Here is a 16,077-nt window from a genome sequence, read left to right as displayed (position 1 = left end):
TCGCAGCGTTAAGGTCGAATCAATAACGCGCCACTAGTCACTATACGCCCGCAGCCGCGCCGGAGCATGGTCTTCGGCCAGATCGTGTCCACACTGCGTGCAGTAGACGTCCGTAATCTGCACACCGCGAAAGCACCTCCCGCACACAGGAGCCATCTGAAACTGGCACTGCGGGCAGAAGTGGCAGCTCGACGCAATCTCTGTTCGGCAGTGGGGACAGGGCCGCAACAGAGGCTGACGAAGCAGGAAGTAGACCACCGCGCCGATTCCACCAGGCATCAGCACCACGATCAGCATCCATAGCGGCGCTGGCATCCGGCGACGCTTTACATCACGGCTTACATAACCCACCAGGAGAACGTAGCTCGCGAAGGCCGTTCCCCACGAGTAGCCCATCAGCAGCCGCATAGGCAGCATCTCGTGCTTGTGATGCGGCATCACCACATGAAAGAGATACTGAACCGCAGCGAAGACCAGGATCGACAGGACAACTGACCAGGCCGGAATCAGACTTAGTTCGTCTTCCTGACCGCCCTGCACTTCCTGCGCCCGGTTTTCATTCGGGACTGACGACCTCGTCATCGCGCCATCTCTTCCTTGGAGCGCCTGTTCTGCGTGCGGCGTAACCATACCATCACCAGCAGTGCGGTCGTCACAGGCAAAAACCAGAACAGAAGCACCACGTACTGATCGCTGGCATCCGGCATTCCGATGGGGTTCAACTCGTACTGATCCAGCATCGTCCACACCGCTGTCACCAGGATCACAACCATCGAAGCGCATACCGTCAGAGGCACCCAGAGGCTGCGGATCCTGCGTCGCCTCGAGGACATCTGTGCAGCCCGCTCCCGCACAACTCTGTGCGTACGATTGACCAGAGAGATCCGGGCGCTGACATCGAGCGATCCAATCGATCCGATCGCCTCACGCCTCAAGGCCTTCTCGCAATCCAATCCCCCATCGATCAGCTCGTTCATGCCCTCGCCTCCGCCACCACAGGACGATGCTTTCTCAATCTCTCCAGTTCAGGCTTCAGCGAAGCCAGCCCGCGATACAGTCTCGATTTGACCGTCGATAGCGGCGCACGCGTAACCCCCGCAATGTCTTCAAGCGAGAGTTCCTCATAGAATCGCAGCACCAGGACCTCCCGATACGAAGCATCGAGTGTCAAAAGAACCTCTGCAACCTCAGCCGAATCCTCCCGCGAGGCAAACTGCTCGAGCGGCGAAGGCCCTGCCATCGGGACCTCAAAGGGCCGATCATCCTCGTTGTTCTCGCTCATCTCATCCAGGCTCGACATCGTACGCTTTCTCGACAGGTCGATCACCAGATTTCGAGCGATGGTAAACAGCCAGGTATCGAACCGGGCTTTACCGTTGTACTGCGCGCCGCGAATCAGCACGCGCATCCATGTCTCCTGGAAGAGATCCTCCGCAACCTCTCTCCTGCCGGTCAAAAAAAGCAGGTACCGCAACAGGCGATGTTGATATTGCTCAATCAGCCGATCGAGCAGCTCGGGATCCTGGCGCTTGAGCCCGCGCGCAATTGCCGCATTCTCTTCCTGCGTCAGCGCGACCTGCGCTGCACTTAGAGCTAGGGCTCCGCCATTCATAGAGGTAGTGACGCGATTGCCTCTCAAAAAGTCTCGGTCCACAAGCGCCGGGCGGGAAAAATCTCTCTCTGCCCAGAGCGGCCCATGCGAACTCCTCTTTTAAGGCGTAATCGGCTCCTTCCTGCCATTCTACGGCGGCCGCGCCGGTTCGCCCAGCGGTTTCCAGCCTGTAAACTCAAACTTATGGAAGTTCTTTACGGCCTGCATCCCGTCGAAGAGGCCATTCGCGCCGGATCCGGTCGGCTTGATCGCATCTCCATCGCACGGGAGCGCCGCGACGCAAAGCTCGAGCGTCTCGCATCCCTCGCCCGTTCCGCCGGTATCCGCGTTTCGGCCGAGCCTCGCGATCAGCTCACCCGCCTCGCCAAGACCGACGCCCACCAAGGGGTCGTCGCCTACCTTCGCGAAAGAGCCTTTCTCACAATTGAAGATCTCCTGGTCCCTTCACCCGGGAACCACTCTCGATTCTTCCTCGCTCTGGATGGCCTGGAAGATCCCCATAATCTGGGGGCTCTTCTTCGGACTGCCGAGGGCGCCGGAGTGGACGGTATCCTTCTACCCGAACGCCGCAGCGCCCCCATCACAGCGACGGTAGCCAAGACCTCCGCCGGAGCCTCCGAACACGTTCGGATTGCACGGGTTACCAATCTCGTCCGCGCTCTCGAGCAGATGAAGAAAGCCAACATCTGGGTCGTCGGCCTCGACGAGCGAGGAACACCCGACTACACCGACTTCAACTTCTCCATGGACTGCGTCCTCGTCCTCGGACGCGAAGGCGCAGGTCTGCACGACCTGGTCAAGAAGACCTGCGATCATCTCCTCCGCATCCCCATGGCAGGACAGGTCTCCTCTCTCAATGTCTCCGTAGCCGGGGCAGTCGTTATGTACGAGGCCATGCGCCAACGCCGCGCTGCCTCCGTCCAACCGAAGGCAGCGCCTCCTGCTGCAACTCCAGGAAAACGTAAAGGTCTCGGCAGTCTGTAAATGATCCACCCTCTTGCTTGCACCCTTCCGCGCGTCTCCGGCTCGCCTTCTCGGCGGCCTTGGCCATCGCCGTCCTTCAAGCCACCCCTTGCGCCGTCGCCCAGCATCCCGCACACCCGCAGCCCCAAAGCCAGTCCCAGAGCCAGCCCCAAGGCCAACCCCAGCCCCAGGTTATCTTCCATCGCGACGAGGATCAGGCAGCCGCAAACGCCTCCCAGGGCGGCAAACCCGGCCGCACCCCCCAGAAGGACATCGATGCAATAACCTCCGCCGAGCGCTCCGCCATCTCCTTCACCGCGTGGGATCTCGACCTCCATCTCGAGCCTGCTACTTCCCATGTTGCAGCTCATGCGCGCTTTACCATCCGGAACGTCTCCCCGGCGCCCCTCTCGCAGTTCACGCTTCAGCTTTCCTCAACCCTTCATTGGGAGCACCTGACCGGGCCGGTCCAGCTCAGTTACAGCGAACACGCTCTGCCCACCGACGCCGATCACACGGGGCAGGCCACGGAAGCCCTCGTCGTTCTCTCCAAACCACTCCCTCCCGGCTCAACCCTCACCCTGACCGGGGTTTACTCCGGCACCATCGCCGCCTCCAGCGAACGCCTCACCCGCATCGGAGCCCCTCCCGAGGACGCAGCCCGGGCTGACTGGGATCAGATCTCTCCGGGCACTGTGGCACTTCGCGGCTTCGGGAACGTCCTTTGGTATCCCGTCTCCTCCCCTGCCCTCTTTCTTGGGGATGGCGCGAAGCTCTTCCAGGCCATCGGTCTCTCTCGGCTCCAGCAGGCCACCTCCTCCCTTCGGGTCCGCCTCACGATCGAGTATGTTGGCGAGCCCCCGGTCGATGCCTTCGTCAACGGTCGTCGTCAACCTCTCCAGAACGTCGCCGAAGAGCCCAACGCACCGGTCGCCGAGTCTCACGGCGTCGCCACTGCCGACTTCGCAGCCGCTCACATCGGCTTCCGTACGCCCAGCCTCTTCGTGACCTCTTCAAATCTTCAGCCGTCCAGCAACCAGCTTCTCCAGGTCGCCACGACCCGCCCCGAGGCGATCGCGCCGTTCACCGCAGCCTCCAGCAACGTTGCTCCCCTGCTCCGCGACTGGCTCGGGCAAGCCCCTCTCGCGCCGCTCACAATCATCGACCACTCCGGGCAGCCCTTCGAAGACGGCGCCTTTCTTGCAATCCCCTTGACCGCAACCGATGCTCGCCAAATCACCCCGGCGATGGTTCACTCCCTCACCCACGCCTGGTTCCGTTCGTCGCTCCCCTGGCTCGACGAAGGCGTTCCCCAATTCATCTCTCTGCTGTATACGGAAAATACCGACGGACGCGAGAAGGCGCTCGCGGAGCTCCGCCAGCTCATCAATCCCCTCACCCTGGTCGAGCCTGAAGATCCAACCGAGACAGAATCTTCCCCTTCCACGGCACACTCCCCCGGAGAGTACAGCAGCAGTTCCAGCAGCTCCACCAGCCAGGAACCCGCACGCGATACGCCGCCTCAGCCTCTGCCGGCGACGCTTACCCCCCAGGCTGGCACCCCCGGACAAAGCCTCATTGCAGCCCATGACGAGGTCTACTACAGGGCCAAGGCGGCCGCAGTTCTATGGCTCCTCAAATCCATCACGGGCGACGCTCCCCTCAAGAGAGCCTTGCAGGCCTATCGCGACGAGATACGTCACGCCGATCCCAACACTCCCGAAGACCCTCACGCCTTCGAGCGCGTCCTTGAGGCCACCAGCCACAAGAACCTCTCCGGAATCTTCGACGACTGGGTCTATCATGATCGCGGCCTCGCTGATATCTCCATCGTCAACGTCACCCCGCGCGATCTTCCTGCTCGCAACGGCAAAGGAGTAAGCTGGCTCGTCGCCGTGGAGATTCACAACGCGGGGTATGTCACTGTAGATGTGCCGGTTACGGTGCGCTCCGGATCGCTCACCTCGACCGAGTACGTGCATCTTCCGCCCCGATCCACCACCTCCACCCGCATCGTCTTTGAAGGTGTTCCGCAGGAGGTGCAGGTCAACGACGGAACCATCCCTGAGACGACGGAACCGGTACACATCCGCAAGCTCAACATCGCCGCCGCTCCGACTTTTTGAACTCACTGACCGGCAGGCCGCGGAATCACAAAATCAGCTTCGTTTAACTGTAGAGAGACGGCTTCGGTCTTGAATCTTGCCACTGCCTCCCCCGCTCCCCTAAACTCCCTGAAAGAGTCCAATATTCACGTGCTTTTTTCTTACAAAACCGCGGCATTCCTTCTGGTTGCATCCACGTTGTTAGGCCCCACGGCCCGAGCCCAGTCCTCAAGCTCCTCCAGTTCCTCGGGCTCGGAGTCGACTCCTGCGCTTGAAAACAACCCCCGCCAGCAGCTTCCCGCGCGTCCCCGGGTCGCGCAGCCGGAGGCTGGGGGAGCCGCCATTACGCTCGAAACCAGCGAGTCGCTCTTTGATCTGGCAGCTGCGCTCAACACCTGCGGCTACGACGCTGACCTCGAGAACTCGGCACCGGTCCGCAAGGCTATCCGGCAGGAGATCAACCAGACCCTCGCCTCGGCCACACCTGCAGCTCGCGATCACCGCGACGCTCTGTGCGCCTACATCCGCCAGCACCAGCTGGGCGAGCCAGGGCTCAATCTTGCGCAGTACATCTCGCTCTCCCTTTACCTCAATCCCCCACCGCAGCTCACTCCTTCGGTTGACCAGCCGGAACTCCCGCCCGACTCAACTCAGGTCGTCAACATCCTCCCTCTGCTCCGGAGCTTCGCTGAAGACATCAACCTGCACACCATCTGGGTGACGCACCGCTCGGAGTACGAGGCTTTGGTGGAGAAGGTTCACGACCCCCTCACCCGAACCATCCTCGACACAAATATCTACCTTCATCTGCCTGTCTCCAGCTATGATGGGCGCCGCTTTCTAGTTCTGCTCGAGCCCATGCTGGCACCCGCCACGACCAATGCGCGCATCTACGGCAGCGACTACATCGTCGTAGCCTCGCCGGCCGGCAGTCCCCTCGGGCAGGTCCATATGGACGAGATCCGTCACACCTATCTGCACTATGAGATCGAGCCCTTGGTCTATGCTCGCGCCAGCGCCATGGACCGCCTGCTGCCACTGCTCAAAACCGTGCAGGATGCTCCGATCGAATTTACCTACAAGTCCGACATCTCCGCCTTCATCACAGAGAACCTGATCAAGGCTGTAGAAGCCCACACGATGGACACAGGCTTTCCTAAACCGAAGCGCCCCAGCCAAGTTCGTCAGCGGTCTGACATGACCAACTATGAGGCCGAGCTCACCGCGTGGGAGCGCCAGGCCGAGACCACACGCCGTAAACAGGTGGATCTCGATGTGCGCCAGGGCTGGGTACTCGCCAGCTATTTTTACGACAAGCTGACCCAGATGGAGAAGGACGGCACCAGCCTTAAAGAAGATATCGCCGAGATGGTCTACGGCATGGACGTCGATCGCGAACGCCACGCCGCCTCGCAGGTCGCCTTCCTTCCCGAGGGCAGTCACGACGCCATCAAACGTGCACCTCGCCAGCTCAGGGGCATGGATCTCGCCGAGATGAAGCTGATGAAGGGGGACGTCGATGGCGCCGGAATGATGGCTGACGAAGCCCTCAAAACCAACCCCAGCGACCCACAGGCAAACTATCTCGCCGGGCGCGTTGAGCTCGTCCAGGGCGATCCGGAATCGGCGATGGCTCACCTCAATAAGACCCTCACGCTCGCCAAAGATCCCCGCACCCTCGCCTGGGCTCACATCTATCTGGGCCGTCTGTACGACGTCGCGCGCGATCCCGAGCACCCGGAGCAGGAACATCCCGAGCGCAACAAGGCTCTCGCGGAGTACAAGGCAGCCCTTGCCGTCCGCGACTCACAGCCCGACACCAAGGCCGCGGCCGAGAATGGGCTCAAAGAACCATTTCTCCTTCCCCGGCGATCCGACGATAATCAGGATAATGAGCCCCTAGACCCAAGCGGCAAAGCAGAGAAGGAAGCCTATCGCCCACAGCAACAACCCCGATGAGTACCTCCTCCCGGCTTGGGAGCGTCCAATATTCGGAGCTGCTTGATTCCAAGAAGAGGATGTAATGCAGACGCGCCGCAGAAGGTCCGCACGAATTTCATCGACCGAGACGCTCAATCCTCCTTGGGATCACCGTTTCAAGCGGCCCGATCTGCTTACCCTTGCCCTCACTCATCGTTCGCTCGCTTACGAGACCAATCCTGAGACCCTGCAGAATCCCGCCACGGACAACGAGCAGCTTGAGTTTGTGGGCGATGCCGTCCTCGGCCTTGCCGTCGCCGAAAGCCTCTACCGCCGCTTCCCCGACTCCCGAGAAGGCGAGCTGACCCGGCTCCGTGCCTCTCTCGTCAGCCGCAGGCATCTCGGAACCGTCGCCCAGCGCATCGGCCTGGGAGCGATGCTCCGGCTCGGCCGTGGGGAAGAGCAAAGCGGAGGCCGCCAGAAACAGGCTCTGCTCGCCAACGCCCTCGAAGCCGTGATCGCCGCCCTCTATCTCGACGGCGGCCTTGAGGTTGCCCGCACCTTCATCGAGCACCGCATCATCGAGCCCTCCCTCCCCGCTCTCCAGGGTGCCCTCGACTCCGGAAACACCTTCAGCGGAGCCATCGGCGATCACAAGTCCGCGCTGCAGGAGTACCTGCAGTCCATCGGATCCGGTCAGCCCCAATACGTGCTCAAAGCCCAGACCGGTCCCGACCATCAAAAGCTCTTCCGCGTCGAGGTGCGCATTCCGGACGGCTGCGGCGGCTCTCGGCCCCTCGCGGAATCCGAGGGAACCACCAAGAAGCAGGCACAGCAGCAGGCCGCCCGTATCGGAATAGAGCTGCTGCACGCTGAGGGAAAGCTCGAATCCCTGGACGACGAAGCCTCCAGCGAGAACCCCCAACAGGCTGAGGCCACGCGATGAGTGCTCCCGCCCTGACACCGGTTCCAGTCAGTCAGGGCGAGAACCGCGCCCCGGCTCCCTCACCGCGTCCCACACCTCCCTCCGGTTCCGCTTCTCGCAGATCCGCACCCTACGCCCGCTCTGAGCAGCCCGGAATCCTGCCTGCAGTTCAGTCCCTTATCACCATCATCGTGGTCGCCGTCTTCATCGTGACCTTCACCATCCAGCCCTTCCGGATCCCCTCCGGCTCCATGGAACCCACCCTCCTCATCGGCGACTTCCTTCTCGTCGACAAGCAGATCACCGCCGACTCCGCGAACTCGTTCTTCCTTCCGCCCCCCACCGTCCACCGCGGGGACATCGTCGTCTTCCACTTCCCCATCAAACCCGAGATGCACCTGGTCAAGCGCGTCGTCGGCATCCCCGGAGATCACATCCGCCTTCGCGGCGGTCACGTCTTCGTCAATGGCCTTCGGCTCAACGAGCCTTACACCATCTATCGCCCCAGCGGGCCCGACAACTTCCGAGACAACTTCCCCCGCCTCCAGAATGCAGATCCCGCCATCGACTCTCGCTGGTGGATGCGCATGCGCAGGCTCATCGACGATGGCGAGCTCATCATCCCCGCCGGAAATTACTTCGTCCTCGGAGATAACCGCAACGACAGTGAGGACAGTCGCTACTGGGGCTTCGTACCCCGCGAGAACATCGTAGGCCGCCCCTTGATGATCTACTTCTCCCTCAGCCAGGGTGAGAGTTCCGCCTACGCACTCCCCCGCTCTGCCGGAATCGCCCTCCGCCCCCCTCCCGGCGAACCGACATTGCTCAGCTTCGCCCGCTGGGACCGAATCTTCCGCGTCATCCGCTAGTGCTCCTGAATATGAACCTCCCGCCGACCCTGGAATAGCGCGGAATTCTTCCCCACATCTATCCCATACCTCTCTTCCTTCCGGTTTTTCCCCGAACTCTCTGGACGCATCAGCGATACACTGGAAGGAAACGTGGAGAAAGCCGCTTAATGAAGACCATGGAATCCGTTGAGAAAGACGAAGCCGTAACCCAGACGGAGAGGCAGACAGAGACTCCCCTTGAGTCGCTGGCCTCCATCGCCACGGTGCTCGCCGTTGGCCTCTTCGTCATGACCTTCGTCTTTCAGAACTTCGAGATCCCCTCGGCCTCCATGGAGAAGACCCTGCTGATCGGCGATCACGTCCTGGTGGACCGTATCTCGCTCGCACCTCCCACCGCATGGGCTCCCTTCACGCACTACCGCGACGTCCGCCACCGCGACATCATCGTCTTCCTTAAGCCCGGTGAGCCCGACCTCTTCCTCGTCAAGCGCGCCATCGGTCTACCCGGCGATCACATCCATCTTCGCAACGGCGTGGTTTACGTAAATGGCGTCGCCCAGGATGAGCCCTACGCCGCCATGCCCGCCGCCGACGGCGACCCGCAGCATGAGTTCAATCCCTATCGGGACGACTTCCCCAGCATCCCCCCGGATCCCATGTATCAGGTAACGGCGTCCTGGCAGTACGACCTGCCCCAGCATATCCAGAACGGCGACCTGGTCGTTCCTCCTGGCAAGATCTTCGCCATGGGCGACAACCGCCCCGACTCGCTCGACAGCCGCTACTGGGGATTCGTTCCCCGCGAAAACATCGTCGGTCGCCCCTTGTTCGTCTATTGGTCCTTTGAGACACCCGCCGACCAGATCGACAAGCAGAGCGTCGGCCAGCGGCTCGCCTTCATGGGGCATATCCTCATCCATATCTTCGATCAGACGCGCTGGAATCGCACATTCCACATCGTCCGCTAGCTCCGGACCGTTTCGCCCCTATCGTCCATGCGGCAGATTCATCCATCACAGAGTGGCACACCGGTTCAGCAGGAACCCTCGCTCCAGCCGGAGATCGAAGCGGGATACGGGACTGCCGACTCTCGGATTGAACCCGAAACCTCGGTGCAGGAAGCCGCAGTTCCGTGGCCGTGGTCGCATCTCCGTCGCTTCCGCTTCCTCTTTATCGCTCTTCTTGCGGTGTTGCTGCTGGCCTTTCTGCCGCCGCTCATCAATCTAGGACGCTACCAGCGCAGTATCGCGACCAGCATAGGCAACAGCCTTGGCCGCCCTGTCCACCTCGACCGCATCTCGCTTACGCTGCTGCCGCTTCCCGGCTTCACCATTCAGAATCTCGTCGTCGGCGAAGATCCGGCCTTCGGAACCGAGCCCATCATTCGCGCAAACTCGGTCCATGCCACCCTACGCATCTCCTCCCTCTGGCGCAGGCACGTCGAGTTCTCCACCATCAGCTTCAGCGAGCCCAGCGTCAACCTGGTGCATGCCGCCGATGGCCGCTGGAACATCGAAGGAGTCCTGCTTCAGGCCTCTCGTATCGAGACCGCTCCCACCGCGCAGCGCCATGCCGGCCCGGCTCCGCGCTTCCCCTACATTGAGGCCACGGGAGCCCGCCTCAACTTCAAGCAGAGCCAGGAAAAGCTTCCCTTTTCGCTCGTCGATTCAGACTTCGCCCTCTGGCTCCCCGATCCACATCAATGGCACTTCCGGCTTCGAGCGCACCCCACACGCACCGACCGCAACGTCTCCGATACCGGGACCATCGATATCGAGTCCACCCTCAGTCCGGGTCCTTCTCTCAGGCAGGTCGCCCTCAATCTTCAGGGCCAATGGCATGATGCGCCTCTGGGCGAAGCCAGCCGCGTGCTCTTCGGCCGCGATGCTGGCTGGCGGGGGCAGATGAACCTCGCCGCCAACATCCGTGGGACCTTCGGCGACAGCGCCGTCACCACCCGTCTCACGCTTACGGACGCCCGTCCCGCCGACTTCGTCCCGGAGAAGCTCCTCAACACGCAGCTGGAGTGCTTTGCCACCGCCAATGGAATCTTCCACTCGTTCCAGGACATCCGCTGCAGCTGGCCTCCCGCCGCCTCATCCCATAATCCGGTCGCGACGCTCACCGGCTCCATCCCCAACATTCATAAGCTGAGGGAGGCTTCGTTCCAGCTCACTGCGGCGAAGGTGCCCTCTTCTCTGCTCGTCTCAGGCCTCCGCATTCTCAATCCACACGTCCCCTCGGGCATCACGACTACCGGGAACCTAAACGCCAGCCTTCACTACGGAGCGTCTTCCTCCGACAGCACCACGCCCTCCCTTGCAGCAGCAGAGTTATTGCAGGGCCGGCTCTCGCTGACCGACGCCAGTCTCAAGGTCCCCTCGGCCCACAGCACGAATCAATCTCCTCTGAGTGCGCTCACTGAACTGGAGAAGGCCGCCGCCAGCACCATGGAAGACTCCGATCCCACCTCCGGAGTCACACTCCTCTCGCAGGACGTGCACATCTCTTCGGTCAATCATGCTCCTGCTGGCCAGCCCGCTCCCGGCAGCTCCCGCGACAACGCCCCCGGCTTTACTTTGGCGCCCACCTCTCTCCTGCTCGGCGGCCGCGACCCCGCCGTTCTTACTGGCCACTTCGACCGATCCGGTTACACCCTCCACCTGCTCGGAAACGTGACCGCCCCTCGCCTTCAGGCTCTCGCCTCCGCGTTGCCGCCCCTGGGGGAAGGTCTCCTTAAGGCGCTCCCTCCCGATCACCCGGTGATGGAACCCTTTCACGTCGACCTGACCGCCACGCGCAGCTGGCGAGGTCCCCAGTCATGGCAGCAGACGGCACGATCGGTACGGCAATCGGCTTCCCTGCACCATTCGTCTCGGCACACCAGATAAACAGCCGCGTTGCTTCAAAACAACGCAGGCTCACCCTGATCGAGCGATGGCGCTGTCAAGCCGGCAACAGATCTAAGTGGTTCGTGACAGGGTATTTACACAACGCCGATCTGCTGGTTGCTGCAGCGTAAATTTAAAGACAGAGCCCATGAAAGGAAGCGGGCGCAGGCTTATCACCCTTATTTTCAATGATTTGAGGGCAAGCCCATTGATTTCAAGAATTTACGTGCAAGTCCAACCCTAAACCTTCTGGAATGAAGATTTTGCGCGAATAGCACGGGGGGACTATCCCTGGACCGAGATCCCAGAAAATGTCATAACCACCCTGCTCCGAACCGGAGCACCAAAGACCCGGGCGGGCTCGAAGACGCTGAGCAGCAACTGATCGACGACCTGGTTCCGAACCGTAGTGTCCTCCGGCCCCGAAACTATGTTGTAGTCGTAGACCTGGCCACGGTCATTCACGAAGGCCTCGACGATGATCGGCGCATCATGGCTTGTGACGATCGGCCTCGGCATCACAGCCGAGTACAGATAATGTGGCGAGGTCATCGCGCCCAGCGGCTCGTCATTCGCCATCACCGGCTGGGGCGCGGCGAAGACTCCAAGCAGAACCATGATGGTTCCGACCAGCGCCACGGAGCATGCAGCACCCGCGGATACCTGGACAGCCCACGGGCGAATCGTATTCTCCCACTTCACCGCAAGCACATCTCTCCAGGTCTGCTTGCTGGCCGCTATCTCGTGAGAGATTGCCACCCGCAGACGAGTGCCCATATCGGCAGGCGCTCTGGCAGGACCGAGAGATGTAAGCGTATTCTGCATCGCACGCAACACTTCAAACTCGCTCTGGCACTCTGAGCATTCCTCGAGATGTCGCGCAATCGCCTGCATCTGCCGGCCACTAACCGCGCCATCAAGGTAGGGCGAAAATGAAGACCGTACTTTTCCGCATTGTGGGGAGTTCATCTCGTCACCGTCTCCGGACTGGAAACTGATCCGGTCTGAAGTTTGGATGGAAAGAGAGTTGTGGAAGGAGCAGAATTGTTTGGGGGCGAACTTAGAAGAGCACGCAGCGCGGACCGACCCCGGGTTAGACGCGATTTAATCGTCCCGACATTCACATTCAGGATCTCTGCGATCTCTTCGTAAGCGAAGCCTTCGATCTCCCGAAGCACGACGACCGTGCGAAACGCCTCTGGAATCTGGCGCAACGCCTCTTCGACCCGGCTTCTCAACTCAGCCTGCGCCGCATGATCGAAGGGAGAGCTGCCTCTATCTGCCAGAGTCGCAGCCAGCGAGATGCCTTCGTCGCCGGAATCTCTCGCATCGTGACTGGAATCGATCGTCAGCTCCTGCCGCTTATGCCTCGACCACCAGCGTCTCTGGTTTGAGGCCTCATGCAGCGCGATGCGGTAAAGCCAGGTGCGCAGGCTTGAATCGCCCTGGAAGCTGCGAATGCTGCGAAACACCTTGATGAAAACTTCCTGGGTGATGTCGGCAGCGTCTGCTGGATCAGTCAGACTGCGGGCGATCAGCGAAAAGAGAGGCTGATGATATTGAGCAATAAGAATTCCAAAAGCCTCTTCACTGCCGGCCTTCAGATCGGCGACAAGCGCCGCCTCTTCCGTCGTAATGCCTATCGCGCTGGTCAGATTTCCCAAGTACGTGCCCGCCTGCATATCGTGTGACCTCTACACTAAAACTTTTGTGTAACGCATGGCAAATGCACTGTTTCCGGTGCATAGAGCAGGCAAACTGCGCCGCCGGCGGCCGAGTGCTCGCTCACTCTACAGTCCTTAGACACCACGCCTCTCCACTAAGTTCCCGCAAGGTTTGACGAAACTTCACACCTAGAAGAAAATAGGAGATGTTCTTCCCTAGGAGTGGGCCTGTGGCGCAGCTGGGAGCGCGCTTCCATGGCATGGAAGAGGTCATCGGTTCGATCCCGATCAGGTCCACCAATTATTTCAACAAGTTATGAGTTTTTGCCAGATTGCTTGAGGGTCCACCAGGGTCCAATAAGGATTTCGGACCTACTTCTGCCCTTCTCAACATCTCTACGACCTTCGACTGAGCGTTCCGCTTGGCAGGGGTGATCGCTTGCGCATAGACCTCAAGCGTCATCTTCACCGTCGCGTGCCGCAACAGCTCCTGCACCACTTTAACATCCTCACCGTTGGCTTTGAGCAATGTCGAGAACGTACGCCTGAAGGTGTGCCATCCGATATGTTTGGTGATCCTCGCCCGCGTTGCCGCTGGTCGAATGCACCGCTTCAGGATGGAGTCAGGACTGTAAGGCTGCTTACCCCTCTTCCGTGTACTTGCGAAGATCCAGTCCTCCGGCTGGTTGTAGGGAGCGGCACGCTTCCAGGTCAGTAGCTCCTCTGCGATCCATGGATCGAGAGGAACCGGCTTGCGTGAGATCTCCGTTTTGCACTTGCCTACACGTTGCCGGTAGATCGAGCGCGTTACTGAGAGTTCCAGTCTTTCGAAGTCCACGTCAAGCCACTTGAGACCGATCAATTCGCTCCGACGAAGCCCCGTCACGATATCGAGCAATACCATCGCCCGGTCGCGATGAGAAAGTTGATCGAACAACTCCATCATCTCAGTCACCTCCAGGATGTCCGGCGTCTTCATCCGCTTCGCGCTCTGCCGAACCATCGTGATCGGGTTCATGCCCTGAGGCAGGAATTCGTGACGGATAGCGTGATTGAACAGGACGCTCATAATGCTGCGGATTTTCGCCTTACTTCCCCGAGCCAGCTTCAACTTGTGGAGCCACTTCTCTACCGCGACTGTCCTCACCTCACACAGCTTCTTGTCTCCCCACTTTGGTGCTACGTGGAAATCCAGGATGTCGATATACGTGGTACGAGTCGAATATGCCCGCCCTTCATCGTCATCACCGTCTCCCACAGAGAGACATAATTCGTGCTGCTTGAAGTGGTCTATGAGAGCCGCTACCGAAACCGGCTGCTGGGACGGATGCGGCTGCTCTCCATTAATAGTGATGCGTAAAGATTCAGCAGCCTTGCGTGCGCTCGATTCGGTTGGATATTCCTTCACCGTACCGAGAACGACTTTGCGGCGAACCCGTTTTCCGTTGGAATCGGCTTCCCGCCAACGGAAAATCCAGCAATCCGGGCCCTGCTTTCGCTTTACGCGGTCGATCATTCCCTGTTGATACCGTGTGCGCTGAAACATGAATTTCTCCTGTTCCGAACGCCACAGACCGCTGGGTCCCAATATGCCATGATTTCAGCGACTGCGGTCGTAAATTAGCGGGTCAATTCTCGTATGTAGGCGTTCAATCCGGACGCGCGAAACCGCCAAACCTTCCCTAGCTTTATCCCAGGAAGCTCTCCGCGCCTCGCTCTCCGCTTAATCGTCTCCGGATGAACGCCCATCAGACTCGCTGCCTGTTGACTATCCAGCAAAGGCTCAAACTCCTTGGGCTTCAATCTTCCATTTGTGCTCTCTAGTGGCATCAGCCCTCTCCAGATTCCACTCCCTACGATAGGTATGATTAGCGCTCACAATTGATACCTTTTCGTGTCGACCTATTCCGCCTAAGTCGTAATTCGGAAGCGACGTTTATGACATAACCGAGATTGAACGAAAGTCGTCTGCCGCCCTGCTCATTTCCTTTTAGGACATGAGACGGAAAATTTTTCCATCGCATCTTGTTGGCCAGAGTTTACGTTCAGGTCGTGCGGGTCGAGATTGAGCTGCGGCAGATACAGTACTTTCTGGCAATAGCCGAGGAACGCAGCTTCACCCGGGCTGCCCAAAGATGTCATGTGGCTCAGCCGTCTTTATCGCGTCAGATTCACGAGGTGGAGAGAGTACTGGGAGCAAAGCTCTTCGACCGTCTCCCGAGAGAAGCCCGGATTACACCTGCCGGTGAGATCTTTGCAAAGGAGGCCTCTAGGGCCTTGGAGCACAGCCGCCGCGCCGTTGCACATGTCAGAGCACTGGAGAGACAGAACACCCAAAGTCTGAGAATTGGCCTCTCAACCGTATGTGATCTGCCCCGTGTTCGCGGCTTGATTAGAGTTGCCCAGCGATCGAGCAGCGGAACTTCAATGGAGTGTGTCACAGCCACATCAGCCCAACTCTCATTGGCACTGGTTCGAGGGAGAATCGATCTTGCCTTCGTCGATCTGCCTATTCCTGGACGCGGCCTGGATGTCTTTCCCATCCATACGGAGCCTTTGGTCGTGGCGCTCCCGACAAAGCACCCTCTCTCCCAGCGACCGATAGTGAGGCTATTCGAACTCAAGCACCAGCGAATCGGCTTGGTCTCGAAAGAAACAGATCCTGCCGCAACGACCATCGAGACAATGCTTCAGGAAACGCCGATTCGGTGGTCGGAGAATCTCATTGACCTGCTGGACGGGATTGCGACCGATGGACGAATCGGACTGCTCCGAAGCTCCGCTGCACGCTTGAAAAGAGACGGCGTCATCTATAAACCCCTGACCGATTCCATTGTGCTTCAAACCGCAGTCGCTGGTCGGAAAGGCGACCATCGGGCATCGGTTCAGTCATTCCGCGATGCGCTGCGTACGTTTGCTCTGCGAACATCATGCAGTTCAGCTTTAAGACGGGATTGAAGATTCCTTTCCGCCCCCCTGTAGCTCCTTCGTGCTCTCTTGCCTCGGGCACGCCGCTCGGGGTCTATCCGGCGTCCAGCGGCGCAGCGGCCCTCTGCTTTTCCGGTTCCTCCCAAAACAAAGTCCCTGCAGAGAACGCAGAGACTTTCTTTCGGTTGCCCTCCCCAAAAGCGGCCCTTGGCCTTGGA

The 16,077-nt window shown here is 60.0% G+C and carries 15 protein-coding genes and 1 tRNA gene; 9 read left to right on the top strand and 7 right to left on the bottom strand.

What is annotated here, in order from left to right; translation table 11 throughout:
* Nucleotides 1–33: 33 nt before the first annotated feature.
* From JAO29_RS04395 to JAO29_RS04385, 3 genes are read right to left on the bottom strand one after another with little or no spacing between them, the layout of a single operon-like run.
* On the bottom strand, nt 34–582 hold the full coding sequence (locus tag JAO29_RS04395) for a zinc ribbon domain-containing protein (RefSeq protein ID WP_334266969.1): 549 nt from the start codon (nt 580–582) through the stop codon (nt 34–36).
* Nucleotides 579–977 (bottom strand): hypothetical protein, encoded by a 399-nt coding sequence (locus tag JAO29_RS04390; protein WP_334266968.1) that lies wholly within the window; start codon nt 975–977, stop codon nt 579–581. The genes JAO29_RS04395 and JAO29_RS04390 overlap by 4 nt, the downstream gene beginning before the upstream one ends.
* Nucleotides 974–1,612, bottom strand: coding sequence for an RNA polymerase sigma factor (locus tag JAO29_RS04385; RefSeq protein WP_334267206.1), 639 nt, complete (start codon nt 1,610–1,612; stop codon nt 974–976). The genes JAO29_RS04390 and JAO29_RS04385 overlap by 4 nt, the downstream gene beginning before the upstream one ends.
* 183 nt (nt 1,613–1,795) lie before the next feature.
* Between JAO29_RS04385 and rlmB the strand changes: the two genes are divergently transcribed.
* The 7 genes from rlmB (at nt 1,796) to JAO29_RS04350 (ending at nt 11,267) form a co-directional block, all read left to right on the top strand.
* The gene (rlmB, locus tag JAO29_RS04380) at nt 1,796–2,596 is read left to right on the top strand and encodes a 23S rRNA (guanosine(2251)-2'-O)-methyltransferase RlmB (RefSeq protein WP_334266967.1); all 801 of its coding nucleotides are present in this window, start codon (nt 1,796–1,798) and stop codon (nt 2,594–2,596) included.
* A gap of 17 nt (nt 2,597–2,613) precedes the next feature.
* The gene (locus JAO29_RS04375) at nt 2,614–4,701 is read left to right on the top strand and encodes a hypothetical protein (RefSeq protein WP_334266966.1); all 2,088 of its coding nucleotides are present in this window, start codon (nt 2,614–2,616) and stop codon (nt 4,699–4,701) included.
* A gap of 69 nt (nt 4,702–4,770) precedes the next feature.
* Nucleotides 4,771–6,639: a tetratricopeptide repeat protein gene (locus JAO29_RS04370; protein WP_334266965.1), complete on the top strand. Its 1,869-nt coding sequence runs from the start codon at nt 4,771–4,773 to the stop codon at nt 6,637–6,639.
* Between the two features lie 64 nt (nt 6,640–6,703).
* Entirely contained in the window at nt 6,704–7,546 is an 843-nt protein-coding gene (rnc, locus tag JAO29_RS04365) for a ribonuclease III (RefSeq protein WP_334266964.1), read from the top strand.
* Entirely contained in the window at nt 7,543–8,394 is an 852-nt protein-coding gene (gene lepB, locus JAO29_RS04360; RefSeq protein ID WP_334266963.1) for a signal peptidase I, read from the top strand. Before rnc ends, lepB (JAO29_RS04360) begins: the two co-directional genes overlap by 4 nt.
* Before the next feature lie 149 nt (nt 8,395–8,543).
* A complete protein-coding gene (gene lepB / locus JAO29_RS04355; protein WP_334266962.1) occupies nt 8,544–9,344 on the top strand; it encodes a signal peptidase I in 801 nt (266 codons plus the stop codon).
* Nucleotides 9,345–9,371: 27 nt separating this feature from the next.
* On the top strand, nt 9,372–11,267 hold the full coding sequence (locus tag JAO29_RS04350; RefSeq protein ID WP_334266961.1) for a DUF748 domain-containing protein: 1,896 nt from the start codon (nt 9,372–9,374) through the stop codon (nt 11,265–11,267).
* A 285-nt stretch (nt 11,268–11,552) separates the two neighbouring features.
* Here JAO29_RS04350 and JAO29_RS04345 read toward each other — a convergent pair whose 3' ends face one another.
* Nucleotides 11,553–12,236, bottom strand: coding sequence for an anti-sigma factor family protein (locus JAO29_RS04345; RefSeq protein ID WP_334266960.1), 684 nt, complete (start codon nt 12,234–12,236; stop codon nt 11,553–11,555).
* Nucleotides 12,233–12,949 (bottom strand): RNA polymerase sigma factor, encoded by a 717-nt coding sequence (locus tag JAO29_RS04340; RefSeq protein ID WP_334266959.1) that lies wholly within the window; start codon nt 12,947–12,949, stop codon nt 12,233–12,235. Before JAO29_RS04340 ends, JAO29_RS04345 begins: the two co-directional genes overlap by 4 nt.
* A gap of 206 nt (nt 12,950–13,155) precedes the next feature.
* Here JAO29_RS04340 and JAO29_RS04335 point away from each other — a divergent pair.
* Nucleotides 13,156–13,231 (top strand) — tRNA-Ala (locus tag JAO29_RS04335).
* Between the two features lies 1 nt (nt 13,232).
* On the opposite strand, the gene JAO29_RS04330 is transcribed toward JAO29_RS04335, so the two are convergent.
* Nucleotides 13,233–14,477: a tyrosine-type recombinase/integrase gene (locus tag JAO29_RS04330; RefSeq protein WP_334266958.1), complete on the bottom strand. Its 1,245-nt coding sequence runs from the start codon at nt 14,475–14,477 to the stop codon at nt 13,233–13,235.
* A gap of 74 nt (nt 14,478–14,551) precedes the next feature.
* Nucleotides 14,552–14,761: a helix-turn-helix domain-containing protein gene (locus tag JAO29_RS23415; protein ID WP_442886309.1), complete on the bottom strand. Its 210-nt coding sequence runs from the start codon at nt 14,759–14,761 to the stop codon at nt 14,552–14,554.
* A 222-nt stretch (nt 14,762–14,983) separates the two neighbouring features.
* On the opposite strand from JAO29_RS23415, the gene JAO29_RS23410 reads away from it, so the two are divergent.
* A complete protein-coding gene (locus JAO29_RS23410) occupies nt 14,984–15,889 on the top strand; it encodes a LysR family transcriptional regulator (RefSeq protein WP_442886317.1) in 906 nt (301 codons plus the stop codon).
* The last annotated feature ends 188 nt before the right edge of the window (nt 15,890–16,077 follow it).

Origin of the sequence: Edaphobacter sp. HDX4 (assembly GCF_036877565.1) — a bacterium.
In the GTDB taxonomy this organism is placed as follows: domain Bacteria; phylum Acidobacteriota; class Terriglobia; order Terriglobales; family Acidobacteriaceae; genus Edaphobacter.
This window is presented reverse-complemented; position numbering and strand designations above follow the sequence as displayed.

Bases quoted from the DNA above. Each gene is read 5' to 3' on its own strand.
- JAO29_RS04395 (WP_334266969.1), bottom strand. From the start codon at position 582: ATGACGAGGTCGTCAGTCCCGAATGAAAACCGGGCGCAGGAAGTGCAG.
- JAO29_RS23415 (WP_442886309.1), bottom strand. From the start codon at position 14,761: ATGCCACTAGAGAGCACAAATGGAAGATTGAAGCCCAAGGAGTTTGAG.
- JAO29_RS04340 (WP_334266959.1), bottom strand. From the start codon at position 12,949: ATGCAGGCGGGCACGTACTTGGGAAATCTGACCAGCGCGATAGGCATT.
- rlmB (WP_334266967.1), top strand. From the start codon at position 1,796: ATGGAAGTTCTTTACGGCCTGCATCCCGTCGAAGAGGCCATTCGCGCC.
- JAO29_RS04350 (WP_334266961.1), top strand. From the start codon at position 9,372: ATGCGGCAGATTCATCCATCACAGAGTGGCACACCGGTTCAGCAGGAA.
- JAO29_RS04330 (WP_334266958.1), bottom strand. From the start codon at position 14,477: ATGTTTCAGCGCACACGGTATCAACAGGGAATGATCGACCGCGTAAAG.
- JAO29_RS04390 (WP_334266968.1), bottom strand. From the start codon at position 977: ATGAACGAGCTGATCGATGGGGGATTGGATTGCGAGAAGGCCTTGAGG.
- JAO29_RS04345 (WP_334266960.1), bottom strand. From the start codon at position 12,236: ATGAACTCCCCACAATGCGGAAAAGTACGGTCTTCATTTTCGCCCTAC.
- JAO29_RS04385 (WP_334267206.1), bottom strand. From the start codon at position 1,612: ATGAATGGCGGAGCCCTAGCTCTAAGTGCAGCGCAGGTCGCGCTGACG.
- rnc (WP_334266964.1), top strand. From the start codon at position 6,704: ATGCAGACGCGCCGCAGAAGGTCCGCACGAATTTCATCGACCGAGACG.
- lepB (WP_334266963.1), top strand. From the start codon at position 7,543: ATGAGTGCTCCCGCCCTGACACCGGTTCCAGTCAGTCAGGGCGAGAAC.
- lepB (WP_334266962.1), top strand. From the start codon at position 8,544: ATGAAGACCATGGAATCCGTTGAGAAAGACGAAGCCGTAACCCAGACG.